The 19206-nt window shown below is 72.2% G+C and carries 14 protein-coding genes; 5 read left to right on the top strand and 9 right to left on the bottom strand.

What is annotated here, in order from left to right:
• Positions 1 to 353: 353 nt before the first annotated feature.
• Complete coding sequence (locus tag ACTOQ2_RS07400) at positions 354 to 1574, bottom strand: hypothetical protein (protein WP_440098964.1); 1221 nt, start codon at positions 1572 to 1574, stop codon at positions 354 to 356.
• A 79-nt stretch (positions 1575 to 1653) separates the two neighbouring features.
• On the opposite strand from ACTOQ2_RS07400, the gene ACTOQ2_RS07405 reads away from it, so the two are divergent.
• Positions 1654 to 6282 carry an HAD-IC family P-type ATPase gene (locus tag ACTOQ2_RS07405; protein WP_440098965.1) on the top strand — a complete coding sequence of 1543 codons (4629 nt, stop codon included), beginning with the start codon at positions 1654 to 1656 and terminating at the stop codon, positions 6280 to 6282.
• Between the two features lie 66 nt (positions 6283 to 6348).
• A complete protein-coding gene (locus ACTOQ2_RS07410) occupies positions 6349 to 6474 on the top strand; it encodes a hypothetical protein (RefSeq protein WP_440098966.1) in 126 nt (41 codons plus the stop codon).
• A gap of 99 nt (positions 6475 to 6573) precedes the next feature.
• Here the strand turns inward: ACTOQ2_RS07410 and ACTOQ2_RS07415 are convergent, their stop codons facing one another.
• From ACTOQ2_RS07415 to ACTOQ2_RS07445, 7 genes are all read right to left on the bottom strand, one after another.
• The gene (locus tag ACTOQ2_RS07415) at positions 6574 to 7941 is read right to left on the bottom strand and encodes a glycoside hydrolase family 3 protein (protein ID WP_440098967.1); all 1368 of its coding nucleotides are present in this window, start codon (positions 7939 to 7941) and stop codon (positions 6574 to 6576) included.
• Between the two features lie 144 nt (positions 7942 to 8085).
• Entirely contained in the window at positions 8086 to 9786 is a 1701-nt protein-coding gene (gene ptsP / locus ACTOQ2_RS07420; protein ID WP_440098968.1) for a phosphoenolpyruvate--protein phosphotransferase, read from the bottom strand.
• Positions 9783 to 10040, bottom strand: a complete 258-nt coding sequence (locus tag ACTOQ2_RS07425; RefSeq protein ID WP_440067415.1) for an HPr family phosphocarrier protein — start codon at positions 10038 to 10040, stop codon at positions 9783 to 9785. Before ACTOQ2_RS07425 ends, ptsP begins: the two co-directional genes overlap by 4 nt.
• A 28-nt stretch (positions 10041 to 10068) precedes the next feature.
• Positions 10069 to 10755 carry an HAD family hydrolase gene (locus ACTOQ2_RS07430; RefSeq protein ID WP_440098969.1) on the bottom strand — a complete coding sequence of 229 codons (687 nt, stop codon included), beginning with the start codon at positions 10753 to 10755 and terminating at the stop codon, positions 10069 to 10071.
• Between the two features lie 99 nt (positions 10756 to 10854).
• Positions 10855 to 11310, bottom strand: coding sequence for a PTS sugar transporter subunit IIA (locus ACTOQ2_RS07435; protein WP_440067419.1), 456 nt, complete (start codon positions 11308 to 11310; stop codon positions 10855 to 10857).
• A 181-nt stretch (positions 11311 to 11491) separates the two neighbouring features.
• Complete coding sequence (locus ACTOQ2_RS07440; protein WP_329090552.1) at positions 11492 to 11728, bottom strand: PTS glucose/sucrose transporter subunit IIB; 237 nt, start codon at positions 11726 to 11728, stop codon at positions 11492 to 11494.
• Positions 11729 to 11790: 62 nt separating this feature from the next.
• Positions 11791 to 12825 carry an SIS domain-containing protein gene (locus ACTOQ2_RS07445; RefSeq protein WP_440067420.1) on the bottom strand — a complete coding sequence of 345 codons (1035 nt, stop codon included), beginning with the start codon at positions 12823 to 12825 and terminating at the stop codon, positions 11791 to 11793.
• A 159-nt stretch (positions 12826 to 12984) separates the two neighbouring features.
• Between ACTOQ2_RS07445 and ACTOQ2_RS07450 the strand changes: the two genes are divergently transcribed.
• The 3 genes from ACTOQ2_RS07450 to ACTOQ2_RS07460 all read left to right on the top strand — a co-directional run bounded on the left by ACTOQ2_RS07450 (position 12985) and on the right by ACTOQ2_RS07460 (position 16263).
• Positions 12985 to 13725, top strand: a complete 741-nt coding sequence (locus tag ACTOQ2_RS07450; RefSeq protein ID WP_362837563.1) for a GntR family transcriptional regulator — start codon at positions 12985 to 12987, stop codon at positions 13723 to 13725.
• 249 nt (positions 13726 to 13974) lie between these two features.
• Positions 13975 to 15384 (top strand): PTS transporter subunit EIIC, encoded by a 1410-nt coding sequence (locus ACTOQ2_RS07455; RefSeq protein ID WP_440098970.1) that lies wholly within the window; start codon positions 13975 to 13977, stop codon positions 15382 to 15384.
• 306 nt (positions 15385 to 15690) lie between these two features.
• Positions 15691 to 16263 (top strand): Rv3235 family protein, encoded by a 573-nt coding sequence (locus ACTOQ2_RS07460; RefSeq protein WP_440098971.1) that lies wholly within the window; start codon positions 15691 to 15693, stop codon positions 16261 to 16263.
• A 58-nt stretch (positions 16264 to 16321) separates the two neighbouring features.
• Here ACTOQ2_RS07460 and secA read toward each other — a convergent pair whose 3' ends face one another.
• Complete coding sequence (gene secA / locus ACTOQ2_RS07465) at positions 16322 to 19135, bottom strand: preprotein translocase subunit SecA (protein WP_440098972.1); 2814 nt, start codon at positions 19133 to 19135, stop codon at positions 16322 to 16324.
• Positions 19136 to 19206: the final 71 nt, after the last annotated feature.

Raw genomic sequence — 19206 nt, forward strand, 5'->3', positions numbered from 1 at the left:
AGATTACGAGAATGGCACTCGGGCCATATAACCGCACGTAGAAGGCATGATCGACCTCCTGCGGGCTCCATTTGCACCTTCCCTCGGTTCCCATGAGGAGGGATCATGGCAGTAGCTCAGACGAGCCGGTCACGCGCCCGTACGGCGCAGAGACCGACCACACCCGCAACGTCCACCACGCATGCCCAGGCAAGCAGGAAACAGGACGGCACCTCGCTAACGCTCAAACTTCCGATGCTGACCGTGCAGCTGCGGCCTCCGCATGTTCACATGCCGCACGTCAGCAGGCAGGAGGCGGGACAGGCCGTTGACACGGCCAAGTCGTTCCTTCCTCCGGCTGAGCGCATCGTCTACTACGGGGGGCTCGGCGCGCTCGCGGTGGCGGGGTTGCTCGAATGGCCGGTAGCGGCGGCCATCGGGGTCGGGACGTTGATCGCGCAGCGTGCGCGCGGGAAGAACCGGTCGTCGAGTCCGGTCTCCAGGCCCGCGAGCTCCGCTTCCGGGTCTTCGACGGCCACCTCCGCGTCCCGGAGGACGGGTTCGACATCCAGGTCCCGGGCGGGAGGCACCACCTCCCGGACCACACCCGCGTCCCGTACGGCGGCGTCCGCGTCACGCACCGCCTCCAAGGCCGCGAGCACCGTGTCCCGGGCCGCGGGCACCGCCGCGTCACGCACCGCGGGTGCCGCGACCCGCGCGGCCGGCACCGCATCTCGCACCGTGGGCGCCGCGACCCGCGCGGCAGGCACCGCCGCCTCCCGGGCGACCGGCGCCACACCACGCACCAAGAGCTCCACATCCCGGACGACCGGCACGACGTCCCGGGCGAAGAGCCCCACCTCACGGACCCGGAGCACCACCTCCCGCACGGGAGGCACCACCTCACGGACCACGAGACCCGCGACACGCACCGCGGGTGCCGCGACCCGCGCGGCCGGCACCGCATCTCGCGCCGTAGGTGCCGCGACCCGCGCGGCGGGCACCGCCGCCTCCCGAGCGACCGGCGCCACACCACGCACCAAGAGCTCCACATCCCGGACGACCGGCACGACGTCCCGGGCGAAGAGCCCCACCTCACGGACCCGGAGCACCACCTCCCGCACGGGAGGCACCACCTCACGGACCACGAGACCCGCGACACGCACCGCGACCCGGGCGGCCGGGACCGCGACCCGCGCCGCGGGCACCGCGAACCGGGCCGCGGGCACCGCCACCCGCGCCGCAGGCACCGCGAACCGCGCCGCGAGCACCGCCACCCGCGCGGCGGGCACCGCCGCCTCCCGGGCGACCGGCGCCACACCACGCACCAAGAGCTCCACATCCCGGACGACCGGCACGACGTCCCGGGCGAAGAGCCCCACCTCACGGGCCGCGAGCACCGGCTCCCGGACCACCACGTCCACCTCACGTTCACGGGCCACGAAGCCCGCGTCCCGGGCCACGAAGCCCGCGCCGCGGACCGCGAGGCCCGCGTCCCGGGCCACGACGTCCGCGTCACGAACTTCGGCGTCCACTTCCCGTACCGCGGGCTCCGCCTCCCGGGCGAGGAGTTCGGCCCGCGGGAGATCGTCCAAGTAATCGCAGCGACGGGGCCGATCAGGCCGCGTAACCACGGCCTGATCGGCCCCGTCATCTTGCCTGCCGGAGATCTGAATGTTCGTGCCCCGCCTGCTGTCCGTGCCCGCGGAAACCCTCTGGAACGTCGTGCCCGGTGCGATCAAGGTCGTGCCCACCGCGGTCATGAACGCCCTGCCGCGTTCGCGCGGCAAACGGGTCTGTCCCGGAGGGCTCCATGTCGATCTGCGCGTGATCGGCTCGCCTGGCAGCGAGCCGAAGGCCCGGCGGCTGGAGAACGCCCTGCTGAAGCTCGAGGGGGTCGAGCGGGCGGAGGTCAACGGGATACTCAGCTCCGTCTTCGTGGGGTGTGACCCCGGGGCGATCGATCTGGAGAAGCTGCTGGCGATCGTCGACGCGCTCGACGGCGGGGACCTGGGGGACGACGACGATGACGACGATCTGACCGACGGCTACGACGACCTGGACGAGGACATGGAGGACGTAGAGGACGCCGAGGACGAGGACGAGGACGCCGAATCCGACGAGGCCTCGTCTCCGGAGCCGGGGTCCCTCGTTTCCATGCTGGTGCAGCACCACACCGCCAGGCTGGTGGAACGGCAGACCCGCGCCGGCATCCGGCTCGGCGCGAGCCTGATCGGGGCGGGCATGGCGTTCGCCGGGCGGGCGGTGCGCGCACCGTCGATCCCGCCGATCTTTCCCGCCCTGCTGGGCCTGGCCGAGTCCACCCCGAGAGTCCGCCACGAGGTGGAACGCCACCTCGGCGGCCCGGCCACCGTCACCCTGTTCACGACGGCGAGCATCATCACCCACACGCTGGCGCTGCGCCGGGCGGGAATGCTCATCCAGTCGGCCACCGCCGCCGGCCGCTACATCGAGGCGCGCGACACGCGGCGGGCCTGGGAGGCGCGCCAGCACGAACTGGCGTCGCGGAAGGGCTCCTACCGCCACATCCGCGCGGCCGGGAAACCACGTCCCGCGCCCCTGGCCCACAGCCCCGTGGACCGGATGGAGCGCATCGCGAGTCCGGTGGCGGCCGGCGCGTCCGGGCTGACGTACCTTCTCAGCGACGGCCACGCGCGTGCCGTCGCCATGCTCACCGCGACGACGCCCAGGGCCGCGAAACTGGGCCGCGAGTTCTTCGCCGCCGCGATCGGGCGTGCCATGGCGAAACGCGGCGCGATCGTTCTCGACGATCGCGCCCTGCGCCACATGGACGGCGTCGACACGGTCATCCTCGACGCCGACGTGCTCGGCACCGGTTCGTGGGAGATCGACCGCATCGTTCCCCTCGGCGACGCGGACTCCGCGAACGGCGAGGGCCTCGACGGGCTGCGCGCGCGGCTCCTCACCCTGATCGACGTCGACGACCCCGGCGCGCGGCGGGAACGCGACACGTGGAAGGCCGAGCCCCTCGCGGGCCCGGCCGGGCTCGTCACGGAGGACGCCGAGGATTGGGAGGCCCGGGGGATCCGGGCCGTCCGCGTGACGAGGAAGGGCGTTCCGGCCGCCCTGGTCGGCCTGGCGCCGCGCGTCGACCCGCTGGCCGACGCGATCGTCGCCGCGGCCAGGGGCGCGTGCGCCGTGGCGCTCGCGGGGGGCGATGCGGAACTCGGCCTGCGGCTCGGCATCGACGAGACCGTGCCGGGCGGTTCCCGGCTGGCCCGGTCGATCCGCACGCTCCAGGCCGCCGGCCACGGGGTCGCCGTGGTTTCTGCGCGCCGGATGGCCGCGCTGGCCCAGGCCGACCTGGGCATAGGCGTGCTGCGCGGCTCGGGCCGGGTGCCCTGGGACGCGGACGTGATCGCCGAGCTCGAGGAGGTCCACCTGCTCCTGAGCTGCCTGGGACCGGCGAGGAAGACGAGCGAGCGCTGCGTGTGGCTCACCGCCGCGGGAACCGCCGCCGGAGGCGTGTTGACGACCCTCGGCCCGGCGGAGGAGTCACAGCACAAGGCGCAGCTCGCGAGCAGCTGCACGTCGTTGGCCACCCTCGTCACGGGCGGGTGGGCGGGCTGGCACGCCGGGCGAGAGGCCCCGCCGACCCAGGTCGACCGGACCCCCTGGCACGCGATGCCCGCCAAGGAGGTCCTGGCCCTGCTGGGCTCGTCGGCCGGCGGGATCAGCGAGGCCGAGGCCGCGCGGCGCAGGTCCGCCACCGGATCGGGAGAACCGCAGGGCCCCGATTCGCTGCTCCACGTGTCCGTCGCGGAACTGGCCAACCCGCTGACCCCCGTCCTGGCGGCCGGAGCGGGCCTGTCGGCCCTGGTCGGCTCGGTGTCGGACTCGGTGATGATAGGCACGGTCGTCCTCGCCAACGCGCTCATCGGAGGGGGCCAGCGATACAGCGCCGACCGGGCGCTGCACCGTCTGACCGAGGCGGTGGCGGTTCCCGTGCGGCTGCGCCGCCCCCGGGAGAAGGCCGGCGCGAAGGAGAAGGCGAGCGCGACTCACTCTCCCGGGCGTGGTTCTCAGGAGAAGCCGGGCTCCCGCCCTCACGAGCAGGCGAACGCGACCGTCGAGGACCTCGTACCCGGCGACGTGGTCGAGCTGCGCGCGGGCGACACCGTGCCGGCCGACTGCCGCGTGCTCAAGGCCGTGGGCCTGGAGGTCGACGAGGCCGCCCTCACCGGCGAGTCGCAGCTCGTCACCAAGTCACCGGAGCCCGTCAACGCGCCCGCCATCGCCGACCGGACCTCGATGGTCTACGAGGGGACGACGGTGGCGGCCGGCAGCGGGCTGGCCGTGGTGGTCGCGGCGGGCGAGGCGACCGAGACGTCCAGGACCGCCAGGCTCGCCGCGGAGCAGCCTCCGGTCACGGGCGTGCGGCTGCGGCTGCGGGAGCTGAGCCGGCGGGTCCTCCCGGTCGCGGTCGGGTCCGGCGTCGTCCTGCTCGCCGCCGACCTGCTGCGCGGCAATTCGGCGCCGCAGGCGCTCGCGCCGGCGGTGAGCCTCGCCGTCGCCGCCGTACCCGAGGGACTGCCGTTCGTCGCCTCGGTCGCGGAGCTCGCCTCCGCGCGGCGGCTGTCGACCCGCAACACCCTGGTGCCCAACCCCTCCACGATCGAGGCCCTCGGCCGGGTCAACGTCCTGTGCTTCGACAAGACGGGAACCCTCACCGAGGGGCGTATCAGCCTGCGGTGCGTCTCGGACGTGCAGGACGAGCGCACCGTGGAGGACCTGACGCCCGAACTGCGGCACATCGTGACCGCCGGGATGCGCGCGTGCCCCCGGCACGACGAGGGGCGCCCCGTCCCGCATCCCACCGACCGCGCCGTGCTGAAGGGGGCCGAGCGGCTGGGAGTGACCGAGAAGGGGACCGGAAGCTGGGAACGGGTCGACGAGCTTCCCTTCGAGCCGGGACGCGGCTACCACGCCGTGCTCGGCAAGGGCGACTCCGGCCCGCTGCTGAGCGTCAAGGGCGCCCCCGAGATCGTGGTCACTCGTTGCACGTCCATCCTCCGTGACGGCCAGGTGGTCCCTCTCGCGGACCACCTCGTGGCGGAGGTCGAGAAGGAGCTCGACCAGCTCGCCCGGCAGGGCTACCGGGTGCTCGCGGTCGCGGAGCGCTCCGCCTCCGACCGCCGCGACCTCGACGAGTCCCGCATCCAGGACCTGTGCTTCCTCGGGTTCCTCGGCCTGGCCGACCCCGTGCGGCCCACGGCCGCGGAGAGCGTCGGCCGCCTCACGCGGGCGGGCGTGCGCATCGTCATGATCACCGGCGACCATCCGAGCACGGCGGAGGCGATCGGCGCCGAGCTGAACGTGCTGAACGGCGGGCGGATCATGACGGGGCCCGAGCTGGACGAGATGGACGACGACACCCTGGTGGAGGCGTTGCCGGATGTGACGGTCTTCGCCAGGACCACCCCGGCGCACAAGGCGCGGATCGTCGGCTGCCTGCGCCGGACCGGCAAGGTCGTCGCGGTCACCGGCGACGGCGCCAACGACGCCCCCGCGATCCGGGTCGCGGACGTGGGGATCGCCCTCGGGTCCCGCGCCACCCCGGCGGCGCGGGCGGCGGCCGACATCGTGGTGACCGACGACCGCATCGAGACGATCGTCGACGCGATCATCGAGGGCAGGGCGATGTGGGGCTCGGTCCGCGACGCCCTCAGCATCCTGCTCGGCGGCAACATCGGTGAGATCGTCTTCGCGGTCGGATCCAGCCTGATCAGCGGCGGGAACGTGCTGAACGCCCGGCAGCTGCTACTGGTCAACCTGCTCACCGACATGCTGCCCGCGATGGCGGTGGCCTCCCGGCCGCCCGCGGCCACCAGCCCGGAGAAGCTGCTGGACGAGGGCCCGGAGGCCTCGCTGGGCGCCTCCCTGACCCGGGACATCTACCTGCGCGCCGCGACCACGGCGAGCGCGGCGGGCCTGGCCTGGGCGATCGGCCGGGTGACCGGTACGCGCGGGCGGGCGGACTCCATGGGGCTGGTCGCGCTCGTGGCGTCGCAGTTGCTGCAGACCCTGGCCCTGGGCAGCCGGGATCGCCTGGTGGTGCTGGCCTCGCTTTTGTCCCTGGGCGTCCTGGGCATGGCCGTCTCGGTTCCGGGGCTCTGCCGGTTCTTCGGCTGTCACTTCCTGGGGCCCGTGGGGTGGACCGTCGCCCTGGGGAGCGCCGCCACCACGACGGTCGCGGGGGTGGCCTTCCAGGCGTCGGCGCGGGGAACGTCACCGAATGTTCACCAAACAGCAACCTCATGATTGGTGACTTAGACTCCTTTGGTATGAATTATCGCCTTAAGACCCCTTTCTCCCTGTGAGGTTGCTATGTCCGGATTCATCTCCACCGTGCTCGCGAAGGCCGCCGTCATGCTGATCGAGGCCCTGCTCACGCGTATCGTCCAGTCGCTCGTCGTCTCGCTGGCCAGGACCGGCAGCCTCCAGTTCGCCTGATCCGGCCTCACGACAGGGCCCCTGGATCCTCCTCCAACGGGCCCGTGAGGTGACTGCAGCGGACCCGTGAGGTGACTTCAGCGGGCCCGTGAGGTGACTTCAGCGGGCCCGTGAGGTAATGAGCCGGGCGACCTTGAGGTGCTCGGCCGAGCGCAGCACCCGCTCGGCTTCGGCCGGGTCGGCGACCGGCGCCCTGTCCAGCAGGCCGCGGGCGGCCTTCAGCGTCAGCAGTCGCCGGACGGACTGGTCGAGTCGCGCCTTGGAGATCTTCCCGGACGCCACGGCGGCCAGCAGCGCCCGATGGGCCTCGCGGTAGTCCGGCGGCATGAGCAGCAGGTCCACCCCGGCCTGGATCGCCCGTACCGCGACCTCCCCGTCCCCGTACTTCTTGCGTACCCCCGCCATGTCCAGCGCGTCGGTCGAGACGACCCCGTCGAAGCCGAGTTTCTCCCGGAGCAGCCCGGTCAGGATCGGCTTGGAGAGGGTGGCCGGGTCACCCGAGGGGTCGAGCTTCGGCATCACGACGTGCGCGCTCATGATCGCGTCGACGTCCTTGCCGATGGCGGCGGCGAACGGCGGGGCGTCCAGCCTGTTCCACTGGGAGCGGGAGTGCCTGATCACCGGCAGGCCGGTGTGGCTGTCGACGCCGGTGTCGCCGTGGCCGGGAAAGTGCTTGGCCGTGGCCCCGATCCCCGCGTCGTGGAAGCCCTGGACGGCGGCGGCGACCATCGGCGCGACCTTCTTCGGGTCCGAGCCGTACGCGCGCGGGCCGATCACCGGGTTGCGCGGGTTGAGGTTGACGTCGGCGACGGGCGCGAAGTCGAGGTTGACGCCCAGGGCGCGCAGTTCGGTGCCCGTCACCTCGGCGGCCCGGCGGGCCAGCGAGAGGTCGCGGGTCGAGCCGATGACCGACGCCCCGGGGAGGGGGGTGACCAGCGGGGCGAGGCGGGAGACCTTGCCGTTCTCCTGGTCGGTGCCGATCAGCAGCGGGATCTCGGGGGACGCCTTCTGCAGGCCGTTGGTGAGCGCCACGACCTGCCGGACGCTCTTGACGTTGCCCGCCCAGGGAAAGAGGATCACCCCGCCGGGGCGGTAACGGGCGATCATCTTCGCCGGGGTGTCCACGCCGAACCGCGCCTGGTTCTCCCCCGACGCCGTGTCGGCCGACGGGCCGTACAGCACGGGCATGAACAGCTGGCCGACCTTCTCCTCCACGCTCATCGAGGCGAGCACGCCCTCCACCCCCGCCACCTCCGCCGTCGCGGAGGCCGCGGGGGGAACGGCCGCCTCTGAGGATCCTGAGGATCCCGAGGACCCCGGGGTGACGGCCGTGGTGGCGCCGGGTGCCGCCGCGTCGGCGCTCGCGGAGGCCTCGCCCGCCCGCGTCGCGCCGGACGCGGGCGGAGCGGTCCTGCCCGCCTCCGCGCATCCGGCCACCATCGTCGCGATCACCGCGATACCCGTCACACGTCTCCACCCAGCCATGCCGCTTACGCTATCCGGGCCCGCGCCCCGGTGCCCGCCCATCCACCCGGTCACCATCGGCCACACGCCTCCCACCAACCGGTGCTTTCCGGTCCTTACGTCACCCATGAAGGAAGTCCGCCCACGTCACAGGGCCAGGTCGGCCAGGCCGGGCAGGTGCGAGCGCGCCTCGGCACGCGCCTCCTCCGGGGAGGCGGCGACCCGCGCGGCCGCGGCGGCGAGATGGCACTGCTGCCGCGTGTGGCGCGACAGCGCGGCCCGTACGGCGGGCAGCGCCGGGGCGGACATCGACAGTGAGGTGACCCCGAGCCCGACGAGCACGCAGGCCAGGGCCGGGTCGGCCGCGGCCTCACCGCAGGCCCCGCACTGCCTGCCGCGCTCGGCGGCGCCCGCCGCGGCCAGGGCGACCAGGTCGAGCAGGGCGGGTTGCCAGGCGTCCTGGAGCCCGGTCAGCGCGCCCAGCTGCCGGTCGGCGGCGAGGGCGTACTGGGCCAGGTCGTTGGTGCCGATGGAGAGGAAGCCCGCCCGTACGGCCAGGTCGGAGGCGCGCAGGGCCGCCGAGGGTATCTCGACCATCACTCCCGACGACGGCAGCCCGGCCGCGTCGCAGGCGTCGGCGAACCAGGCGGCCTCCTCGGCGGTGGCCACCATCGGCGCCATCACCTGGAGCCTCGCCGACGAGCGCGCGGCCGCCGCGGCCAGGGCGGCGAGCTGGGTGCCCATGATCTCCGGATGCGTCCTGAACAGCCGCACCCCCCGCTCCCCCAGCGCGGGATTGGGCTCGTACGCTCCCGGCGGCAGGAAGGCGAGGGGCTTGTCGGCTCCCGCGTCGAGGGTCCGCACGATCACCCTGCCGCCGGGGAAGGCGTCCAGCACCTCCAGGTAGGCGGCCTCCTGCTCCGCCGCGGAGGGCGCCTCCGCCCGGTCGAGGAAGAGGAACTCGGTCCGGTAGAGCCCGATCCCCTCGGCACCGTGCTCCAGCGCGGCGGCCACGTCGCGAGGCCCGCCGATGTTGGCGAGCAGCGGCACGGCGTACCCGTCGGCGGTCGTCCCCGGCCCCGTGGCGGAGGCCAGCACGGCCTCCCGCGCGGCGGCGGCGTTGCGCGCCCCGAGGACCTCGTCGCCGGAGGGCGCGGGCCGCACGAGACCGGAGGCCCCGTCGACCAGCACCGGCGTCCCCGGCGCGATCGAGGTCGCCCCCGGGCAGGCCACCACGGCCGGCACCCCCATGGCGCGGGCGAGGATCGCGGTGTGGCTGGTCGGGCCGCCCTGCTCGGTGACGAAGGCCGCCACCACGTCCGGGGACAGCAGCGCCGTGTCGGCGGGCGCCAGGTCGCGGGCGACGAGGACGTACGGCTGCCCGGTGTCCGTGGGAACGCCGGGCATGCTGGGCAGGGCCCGGCCCTCGATCACCGCGACGGCGCGGTCCCTGACGTCGTCCAGGTCGGCGACGCGCTCGCCGAGGTATCCCCCGGCGGCGGCGAGCAGGTCGCGGTAGTGGCCGAACGCCTCGTAGACCGCGCGGGCCGCGGCGGTGCCCGCCTCGACCAGCGTGGCCACCCCGTCCGCCAGGCCGGGGTCGCGGGCCATCATGGCCTGCGCCTCCAGGATCTCCCTGGCCTGGCCACCGGCGCGGGCCCCCCGCGCCTCCAGGTCGGCGGCGACCCGTTCCAGCGCCCGCCCGGCCACGGCCAGCTCCGCGGCCGCGTCCCCGGCGCCCCCGCCGTGCCGGGAGCCCGGGTCCGGGACGGTCGCCTCGTACACGAGCACGTAGGCGGGACCGACACCGACCCCGGGGCTCACCCCCACCCCGGTGAGGGTGCTCACGGCGCCGACGCGATGCCGGCCAGCCGGTCGAGAAGCTCGTCGGCTCCCTCGCCCTCCGCTCTGATCGTCACCGTGTCGCCCTCCCTGACGTCGAGCGCGAGGACCGCCAGGATGCTCTTGGCGTTCACCGGCTCGCCGGACCCCTTGGCGACGGTGATGTCCAAAGACGACTTCGCCGCCGTCTGGACGAACGTCGCGGCGGGCCGGGCGTGCAGGCCGACCTCCGCCTTGACGGTGACTTGGCGCTCGGCCACGTGTTCCTCCCAGAAGTTCGCCCGCGGTCTAGACCGCGAGATCATTGATGCTCGACAGGGGCCAGTCGACCCCCGTCAGGTCCGTGACCACGAGATCGGCCTCGGCCAGCTCAGTGCCCGGGTGCGTGGTCGCTATGCCCACGCACGCCATACCGGCCGCCTTGGCCGCCGCGATCCCGGCGATCGAGTCCTCGAACGCCACACAGTGTGCCGGATCGACCGACAGGCGTGCGGCGGCGAGGAGGAACCCCTCGGGGTCGGGCTTGCCCACGGCCACGTCGTGGGCGGACACGATCGTCTCCAGCAGGTCGCGGATGCCGACCTGCGTCAGCCGCTCCTCCGCCCAGTCACGGCCGGCGGAGGTGACGACCGCGATCGGCGAACCGTGCGCCGAGACCCTACGGACCAGCTCGGCGGCGCCAGGCACCGGCACGATGTCCGGCAGGCCGGGATGGTCCTGGAAGGAGAAGACCTCCTCGATCAGGTCGTCGATCCGCTTGCCGGGGAAGAGATGGGCGCTCTCCGTCAGGACGTCGCGCCCGCGCCGCCCCATGAACCCGCGCAGCACGACCTCGTCGTGGACCACTCCGTGGCTGTCGAGCAGCATCGACCACATGGCCATGCTCCGTCGTTCGCTGTTGATCAGCGTCCCGTCGAGATCGAAGAGCGCCGCCCTCATCGGCGGTCTCGCCGTCGTCCCCATTCCCGTCACCACTCCCGGCTCCGTTTTCGTCCGCACGGACGTCGCCCGCGTCCGTGTCCGCGCCCGTGTCCGTGTTCCACGTTCCTCGCCCTTTCCCCGTCCCGCGAGCCCTCAGGCGGGATCGCTCCACTCGAAAAGCTCGTCACCGGCACCGACGGGCCCCGCGGCGAGGCCGGTGACGGAGTTCGCGGCGGCGTCCAGCGCCACAACCGGGCAGATCGGGTAGCGCCCGCCCGCCTCGATCCCGGCCGGGTCCCACGCCACCACCGGCTGCCCGGCGCTCACCCGGTCGCCCTCGGCGGCGAGCGGCTCGAAGCCCTCCCCCCTGAGCTCGACCGTGTCGATGCCCAGGTGGACGAGGACCCCCCGGCCGTCGTCGCCGACGACCACGAACGCGTGCGGGTGCAGCTTGACGATGGTGCCCGCGATGGGGGAGAGCACCCGGCCGGGCGCCCTGTCCGGCTCGATCGCCATGCCGGGCCCGACCAGCCCCTCGGAGAAGACCGGGTCGGGCACCGAGCCGAGCCTCACGGCCACCCCCGCGACCGGTGCCAGAACTGTGGTCACCGCACCCCCCTCGGCATGCCGCCGCCCGCGAGGACGGCCCGTCCGCGCCCCGGCCGCCCACGCGTGCGTCCGGGCACGCCCCGCCCGCGAGAGCGCCCTTGTCAGCCCCTGCCGGCTCCCGCCGGCCCTGCTCAGCCGATGTCGGCCGATGACGGCCGATGACGGCCGATGACGGCTCTGCTCAGCCCATGATGTCCTCGATGTCGCTGGCGATCGTGTCGGCCTCGGGACCCACCACCACCTGGACGACGTTGCCCGCCGCCATCACACCGTGCGCGCCGGCCGCCCGCAGGGCCGCCTGGTCGACCTTGGAGGCGTCGCGCACCTCGGTGCGGAGCCGGGTGATGCACGGTTCGATCTCGATGATGTTGTCCGCACCACCGAGTCCAGCGATGATCGCGTCGGCGTCGGCCGCCATGTCGCCCTCCAGATGTGATCACCCTGTTCCCAGGGCTATCCAGGCTAAAGGACATATCGCGATCAGTCGGTCTGGGTCACCTTGTTGAGACCGCGGGGGGCGTCGGGGTCGATCCCCAGCCTGCGCGCGAGCGCCTCGGTGAGCAGCTGACCGGGGACGATGAGGCCCAGCGGGGCGACCCACTCGGGAAGGTCGGGGCCGTGCAGCGCGGCGGTGGAGACCGAGGAGAGCGCGGTACCGCCGCCGACCGTGTAGGCCGAGGCGCCCGCACCGGTCACCCGCTCGGCGAGCGCCACGGTGCCGGCCAGGGTCGGGCCCTCGCCCGCCGCGACCAGGATGGCCGGGGTGTCCTCGTCGACCACGGCGATCGGGCCGTGCAGCAGGTCGGCGTACGACAGGCCCATGGCGTGCAGGTAGCACGCCTCCTTGAGCTTGAGCGCCAGCTCCAGCGCGGTGGAGAAGGCGAGCCCCCGGCCGGAGACCACGACGCCCGGCTTGTCGGCCAGGCCCTCGACGATCGCCTCCAGGTCACCCGGGTCGCCGACCAGCTTCTCGACCGCGTCCGGCACCCGCCGCAGGTCGGCGGCGTCGACGTCCGCGCCGAGACCGAGGGCGAGCACGGCGAGCGCGGCGAGCTGGGTGGTGTAGGTCTTGGTGGCCGGGACGGCCTTCTCCTCGCCCGCGACCGTGCACAGGGCGAGGTCGGCGGCCTGGGCCAGGGGGCTCTGCTCGCCGCCGTTGGTGATGGCCACGGTCCTGGCGCCGCAGTCCTTCGCCCAGGCGAGGGTCTCGACGATCTCCTCGGTCCTGCCCGACTGGGAGAGGGCGACGGCCAGCACGCCGTCGAGGTCCAGCCTGCGCCGGTAGGTCGTGGCGATCGAGGGAGCGGCGAGAGTGGAGAGCCTGCCCGTGTGGGTCTCGGCCAGGTAGCGACCGTAGACTGCGGCGTTGTCGGAGGTGCCGCGGGCGATGAACAGCAGCTGGCGGGTCTGCCCCGCGAGCCGCTCCACCTCACCGATCCGGGGAAGGAGGGCGTCGAGCGTGGCTCGCAGCGCGGCGGGCTGCTCGGCGATCTCGCTGCGCATCTTGGTCGTCATCTCGCGCTCATCCTTCGCTTCGGACGGACGAGACCGGGCCGTTATCGATCCGTCTCCGGTCCGTACGTTGACACCCTTTTCCGGCCTGTGGTCTAGTCCGGACTAGACCAGTACGAACCATAACTCATGCGACATCTCAGATCGAGGGGGGAGGATCCTGTGGCCCAGATCGATCCGGACAGTCCGGTGCCCAAATACTTCCAGCTCCGGGAGATCCTGCTCGATCTGATCGAGAACAACGAGCTGGCGATCGGCACGGCGATCCCGTCCGAACGCGAGCTCTGCCAGCGCTTCGGGCTGTCCCGCATGACCGTGCGGCAGGCCGTGGACCACCTGGTCTCCGAGGGCAGGCTCCAGCGGGTGGCGGGCAAGGGCACCTTCGTGGCCCGCCCCAAGATCGAGATGTCCCTGCGGCTCACCTCCTTCAGCGACGAGATGCGCGCCAGGGGCATGGAGCCCGGCTCCCGCGACCTGGACCGGCGGGTGGTCAGGGCCAGCGCGCACCTGGCCAGGGAGCTCGGCATCCAGCCGGGTGACGAGGTTCACTTCATCGAGCGGCTGCGGACCGCGGCCGACGAGCCCATGTGCATCGAGCGGGCCCACATCCCCGTCTCCCTCGCGCCCGACCTCGACACCCACGACCTGACGGGCCGCTCCCTCTACGCCCTCCTGGAGACCCGCTACGGCCTGGTGCTCGACGCCGGTGAGCTCACCATCGACGGCGGCATCGCCGATCCCGGGGACGCCGACCTGCTGAAGTTACCGCGCGGCGGGGCCGTGCTGCTGCTCCAGCGGCGCTCCTTCGCGGGAGGCGTCTGCGCCGAACTCGGGGTGTCCACCTATCGCGCCGACCGCTACCAGCTCCGTACGATCCTGGAGATACCTGCCCGCCGCGCCTGATCCCGATGCCCGCCCGACCACGGCCCACCCGCCACGCCCGTCCCGACCACATCCAGAGCACGTCCCACCCGCCGCGCCCGCTCCGACCGCCTCCCGGCCCCGCCGACACCTCGCCCGCTCCGACCGCACCCCCGGCCCACCCGCTCCCACCGCCTTCCGGCCCCGTACCGCCGCCGTCACACCCCGTCCTGTCCCGCGCGACCGCCCCTTCGCCGCCCTCCTCCCTTCCAGCCCTTGGAGGAAAGCCCGATGAGCTCTCTCCCGGCGGACGCGGGCCCGCCCGCCGCCCACCCGGGGGCCGCCGTGATGAGCGTGCTCCAGCGCCTGGGACGTTCCCTGATGCTGCCGATCGCGGTCCTGCCGGCCGCGGGCCTGCTGCTCAGGCTCGGGCAGGACGACCTCCTCGGCCGGACCGACAGTGCCCTGCTCGACGACGTGGCCCGCGTCGTCGGCACCGCGGGCGGCGCCCTGTTCGACAACCTGCCCATCCTGTTCGCGATCGGCGTCGCCATCGGGTTCGCCCGCAAGGCCGACGGCTCCACCGCCCTGGCCGCGCTCGTCGGCTACCTGGTCTTCCACGCCGTCAGCATGAACATGTTCTTCATCCTCTTCGACGCCGACCTGAGGGAGTCCATCACCACGGAGGTGTTCGACAGGGCCAACCCCGGCGTTCCCGAGGCGGTCCTGAACCTCGGCGCGCAGAACCCGACCCGGGTGCTCGGCGGCATCGTGATGGGCCTGGTCTCCGCGCTGCTCTGGCAGCGCTACCACCGCACCAAGCTGCCGACCTGGCTGGCCTTCTTCGGCGGGCGCCGCCTGGTGCCGATCCTCACCGCCTTCGCCGGACTGGTGATCGGCGTGCTCCTCGGCCTCGTCTGGCCGGTGCTGGGCGGCTGGGTCCGCGCCTCGGGGACCTGGCTCGCCTCCAACAGCGAGCTCGGCGCCGGGGTCTACGGCATGATCAACCGCGCCCTGCTCCCGCTCGGCATGCACCACATCGTCAACAACGTGATCTGGACCCAGGTCCCCGAGTGCGTGGTCGACGGCAAGAAGCTCGCCGGGGACCTGATCTGCTTCAACAACGGCGCCGTCGGCTACGGCGGCTTCGAGGCCGGCTTCTACCCGGTCCTCATGTTCGGCCTGCCCGCCGCCGCGATCGCCATCTGGCGGGCCGCGCCACCGCACCGCCGCACCGCGGTCGGCTCGATCATGATCTCCGCGGCGCTCACCGCGTTCCTCACCGGGATCACCGAGCCGATCGAGTTCGCCTTCATCTTCGTGGCGCCGGTCCTGTTCGTCATCCACATCGTGCTGACCGGCATCTCCATGGCCCTCGCCTCCGCCCTGGGCGTCAAACTCGCCTTCAGCTTCTCCTCCGGGCTGATCGACCTCGGCCTGTACGGGACCGCGCCCAACGCCCGGGGAGTACCGATCATCATCGTGATGGGGCTGGTCTACGCGGTGATCTACTACACCGTGTTCAGCTTCCTGATCAGGAAGCTGAACATCATGACCCCCGGCCGCGAGCCCGAGCCCGACGTCGACTCCGGCGAGCCCTCGGCCCCGGCGCGGGGCAGGGCGGACACCGGCCCTCCCGCCATCCGGGAGGCGCACCGCCCTCCCCCCGAGCCGCCCTCCCCTGACCCGACCTCCACCTGAGCCGTCCTCCGCCTGATCCGACCTCCGCCCGAGGAGGCGCGACGGCTCCTCCTGAGCCCGAGCCTGAGACGATCCCCGCCGGAGAGGCGCGCCGGGCGGTTTCGGCCGTCCACCGGAGATCACACCGCTGGCCGCAACCCGCCCCTCGCGAGGACCGACCACTCCAACCCGGGGTCACCTTCTCCGCCCAACAGGGCGAAGCGACCGGGATTCACCGGAAGTTGGCGGACGGCGTATCTGCGTGGCGGACCGGAAACTCCCTGATATGTCAGTTTCTTCGCCCCAGCCGAGCACATCGGAGTTCCCATGTCGCCCCCACGACGCCCGGCCTCGCTCCCCAGGATCGCGCCCTCCCCCGCCGCCGAGCCGCCCTACGACGACGACCGCCCCGCCGGTGACACCCCGGCCATGCCGCCGTACGTGCAGGGCACCCTCGCCCTCGCCCTCGATCCGGGAACGCCGCGCCTCCCGCCCGGGAAACCGCTGGTCTGGGGCTCGCCCGGCGCGGTTCCCGACGAGCGCCGACTGCGGGCCCTCGCGCAGGCGATCGCCGAGATCCTGTCCGGCAGGCGCCCTCCGGCGAGCGTCTCCTGCCACATGACCGGCAGGGCCCAGGCCGAACTGGCGCGGAGCGGGAAGATCATCACCAGCGCGCGGCCGCCCCGGGTGGGCCGGGCCCACGTCTCCCAGCCGGAGGACGGGGTGGTGGAGATGTGCGCCGTGGTCGACTGCGGCGACCGCTCGCGCGTCCTGGCGCTGAGGCTGGAACGCAGGGGCGTGCGGTGGCTGTGCACCGAGTTCGAGACGACCCCTGACCCGCGTCCCGTGCGGGGAACGGCTCGTGACGCGCCGCCCGGCCACCGGCCCGCGCTCGCCTGAGGGGCCCGGACACGCCGGAGGGCCCGCACCGTGCGTGGTGCGGGCCCTCCGGCGACGGTCAGACCTCGACGTGCTTGGGGTCGCCGTGGCAGCGCTTGTACTTCTTGCCGGAACCGCAGGGGCACGGGGCGTTGCGCTCGACGTTGCCGTACGCGTCACGCTCGGCCTTGGTGCTGATCCGGGTGTGCTCCACCTCGCCGCTCTCGCCCGGAGCCGTGTACTCCAGCTCGGTGGGACGCTGCGGGCCGCGCAGGCCGCGGGCGATGATCGAGCGGGTCTCCGCGATCGCGGCGTCCTCGGAGTGGTCGTGCTCCTCGACGATCGGGTTGCTCTGCACCTCGACCTCGAGGTTGAACAGGTAGCCGACCGACTCCTCCTTGATGCCCTCGAGCATCTGGGAGAACATCTCGAAGCCCTCGCGCTGGTACTCGATCAGCGGGTCGCGCTGGGCCATCGCGCGCAGGCCGATGCCCTCCTGGAGATAGTCCATCTCGTAGAGGTGCTCGCGCCACTTGCGGTCGAGGACCGACAGGATGACGCGGCGCTCCAGCACCCGCATGCCCTCCGGGTCCATGGCCTGGGCGTTGATCTCCTCCTCGCGACGGTCATAGGCGGCCATCGCGTCGGCCTTGATCCGCTCGTCGAGGAACTGTGCGGTCAGCTCCTCGCGACCCCCGGCCTCCTCGATGAGCTGCTCGGCGGTGATGCTGATGGGGTACAGCTGGCCGAGGGCCTTCCACAGCTTGTCGAGGTCCCACTCCTCGGCGAAGCCCTCCGCGGTGGCGCCCGCGATGTACTCGTCGATCACGTCGTTGACGAAGCCGCGGATCTGCTCGTGCAGGTCCGCGCCCTCCAGCACCCGGTGGCGCTCGGCGTAGATCACCTTGCGCTGCCGGTTCATGACCTCGTCGTACTTCAGAACGTTCTTGCGGATTTCGAAGTTCTGCTGCTCGACCTGGTGCTGGGCGGAGGCGATGGCCTTGGAGACGATGCCCGACTCGATCGGGACGTCGTCGGGGATGTTGAGGCGCGTCATGATCATCTCGACCCTGGCCGAGTTGAACAGGCGCATGAGGTCGTCCTCGAGCGAGAGGTAGAAGCGCGACTCGCCCGGGTCGCCCTGACGGCCGGAACGGCCGCGGAGCTGGTTGTCGATGCGCCGCGACTCGTGCCGCTCGGTGCCCAGCACGTACAGGCCGCCGAGCTCGGTGACCTCGTCGTGCTCGGCCTGCACGGCGGCCTTGGCCTTCTCCAGCGCCTCGCCCCAGGCCTTGTCGTACTCCTCCGGGGTCTCGACCGGGTCGAGGCCGCGGCTGCGCAGCTCCAGGTCGGCGCGGAAGTCGGGGTTGCCGCCGAGCATGATGTCGGTGCCTCGACCGGCCATGTTGGTGGCCACGGTGACGGCGTGCTTGCGGCCCGCCTCGGCGATGATCGCCGCTTCACGGGCGTGGTTCTTGGCGTTGAGGACCTCGTGCTTGACGCCCTTGCGCTTGAGCTCCTTGGCGAGGCGCTCGGACTTGGCGACGCTCGTGGTGCCGACCAGGACCGGCTGACCGCGCTCGTAGCGCTCCTTGATGTCCTCGACGGTCGCCATGAACTTGGCGTCCTCGGTCTTGTAGACCACGTCGGCCTGGTCCTTGCGGATCATCGGCCGGTTCGTCGGGATCGGGACGACGCCGAGCTTGTAGGTCTGGTGGAACTCGTTGGCCTCGGTCGCCGCGGTGCCGGTCATGCCGGAGAGCGTCTCGTAGAGGCGGAAGTAGTTCTGCAGCGTGATCGTGGCGAGAGTCTGGTTCTCGTCCTTGATCTTGACGCCTTCCTTCGCCTCGATGGCCTGGTGCATGCCCTCGTTGTAGCGGCGGCCGTGCAGGACGCGACCGGTGAACTCGTCGACGATCAGGACCTCGCCGTCGACGACGATGTAGTCCTTGTCCTTCTTGTAGAGCTCCTTGGCCTTCAGCGCGTTGTTGAGGAAGCCGACCAGGTGGGTGTGCTCGGGCTTGTAGAGGTTCTCGATGCCGAGCCAGTCCTCGACCTTCTCCACGCCGGACTCGAAGATGCCGACCGTGCGCTTCTTCTCGTCGACGGCGTAGTCGCCGGTGTTCTCCTCGCCGTCCTTGCCCTCGGTGCCCCTGCGGAGCCGGGGAACGATCTTGGAGAACTCGGCGTACCACTTGCCGGACTGCTCGCCGGGACCGGAGATGATCAGCGGCGTCCTGGCCTCGTCGATGAGGATCGAGTCGACCTCGTCGACCACGGCGAAGTGGTGGCCGCGCTGGACGCACTCCTCGAGAGACCACGCCATGTTGTCGCGCAGGTAGTCGAAGCCGAACTCGTTGTTCGTGCCGTACGTGATGTCGGCGTTGTACTGCTTGCGGCGCTCGTCGGACGGCATGTTGGCCAGGATCACGCCGACCTCGAGACCGAGGAAGCGGTGGATCCGGCCCATCTCGTCGCCGTCACGCTTGGCCAGGTAGTCGTTGACCGTGATGACGTGGACGCCCTTGCCCGAGATGGCGTTGAGGTAGGTGGGCAGCGTGCAGGTGAGGGTCTTGCCCTCACCGGTGCGCATCTCCGAGATGTTGCCCATGTGCAGGTTGGCCCCACCCATGATCTGCACGTCGAAGTGACGCTTGCCCAGCACGCGCCGGGACGCCTCGCGGACGGTGGCGAAGGCCTCGGGAAGCAGGTCGTCGAGGGACTCGCCCTCGGCGTAGCGCTGCTTGTAGTCGTCGGTGAGCGCGCGAAGCTCGGCGTCGGTCAAGCTCGTGAAGTCGTCTTCAATGGAGTTGACCTGGTCGGCGATCCGCTTGAGCTTGCGCAGAAGCTTGCCTTCGCCGGCGCGAAGAATTCTATCGAGAAAGGCTGGCACTTTAGGTAAAGCTCCTCGCAGGTCTTCCGCGGCCGGACCGGCCCGGCTGAGGACGAGACATGGTTCTCCGC

The sequence above is a fragment of the Streptosporangium sp. H16 genome (genome assembly GCF_051918855.1).
GTDB lineage: Bacteria > Actinomycetota > Actinomycetes > Streptosporangiales > Streptosporangiaceae > Streptosporangium.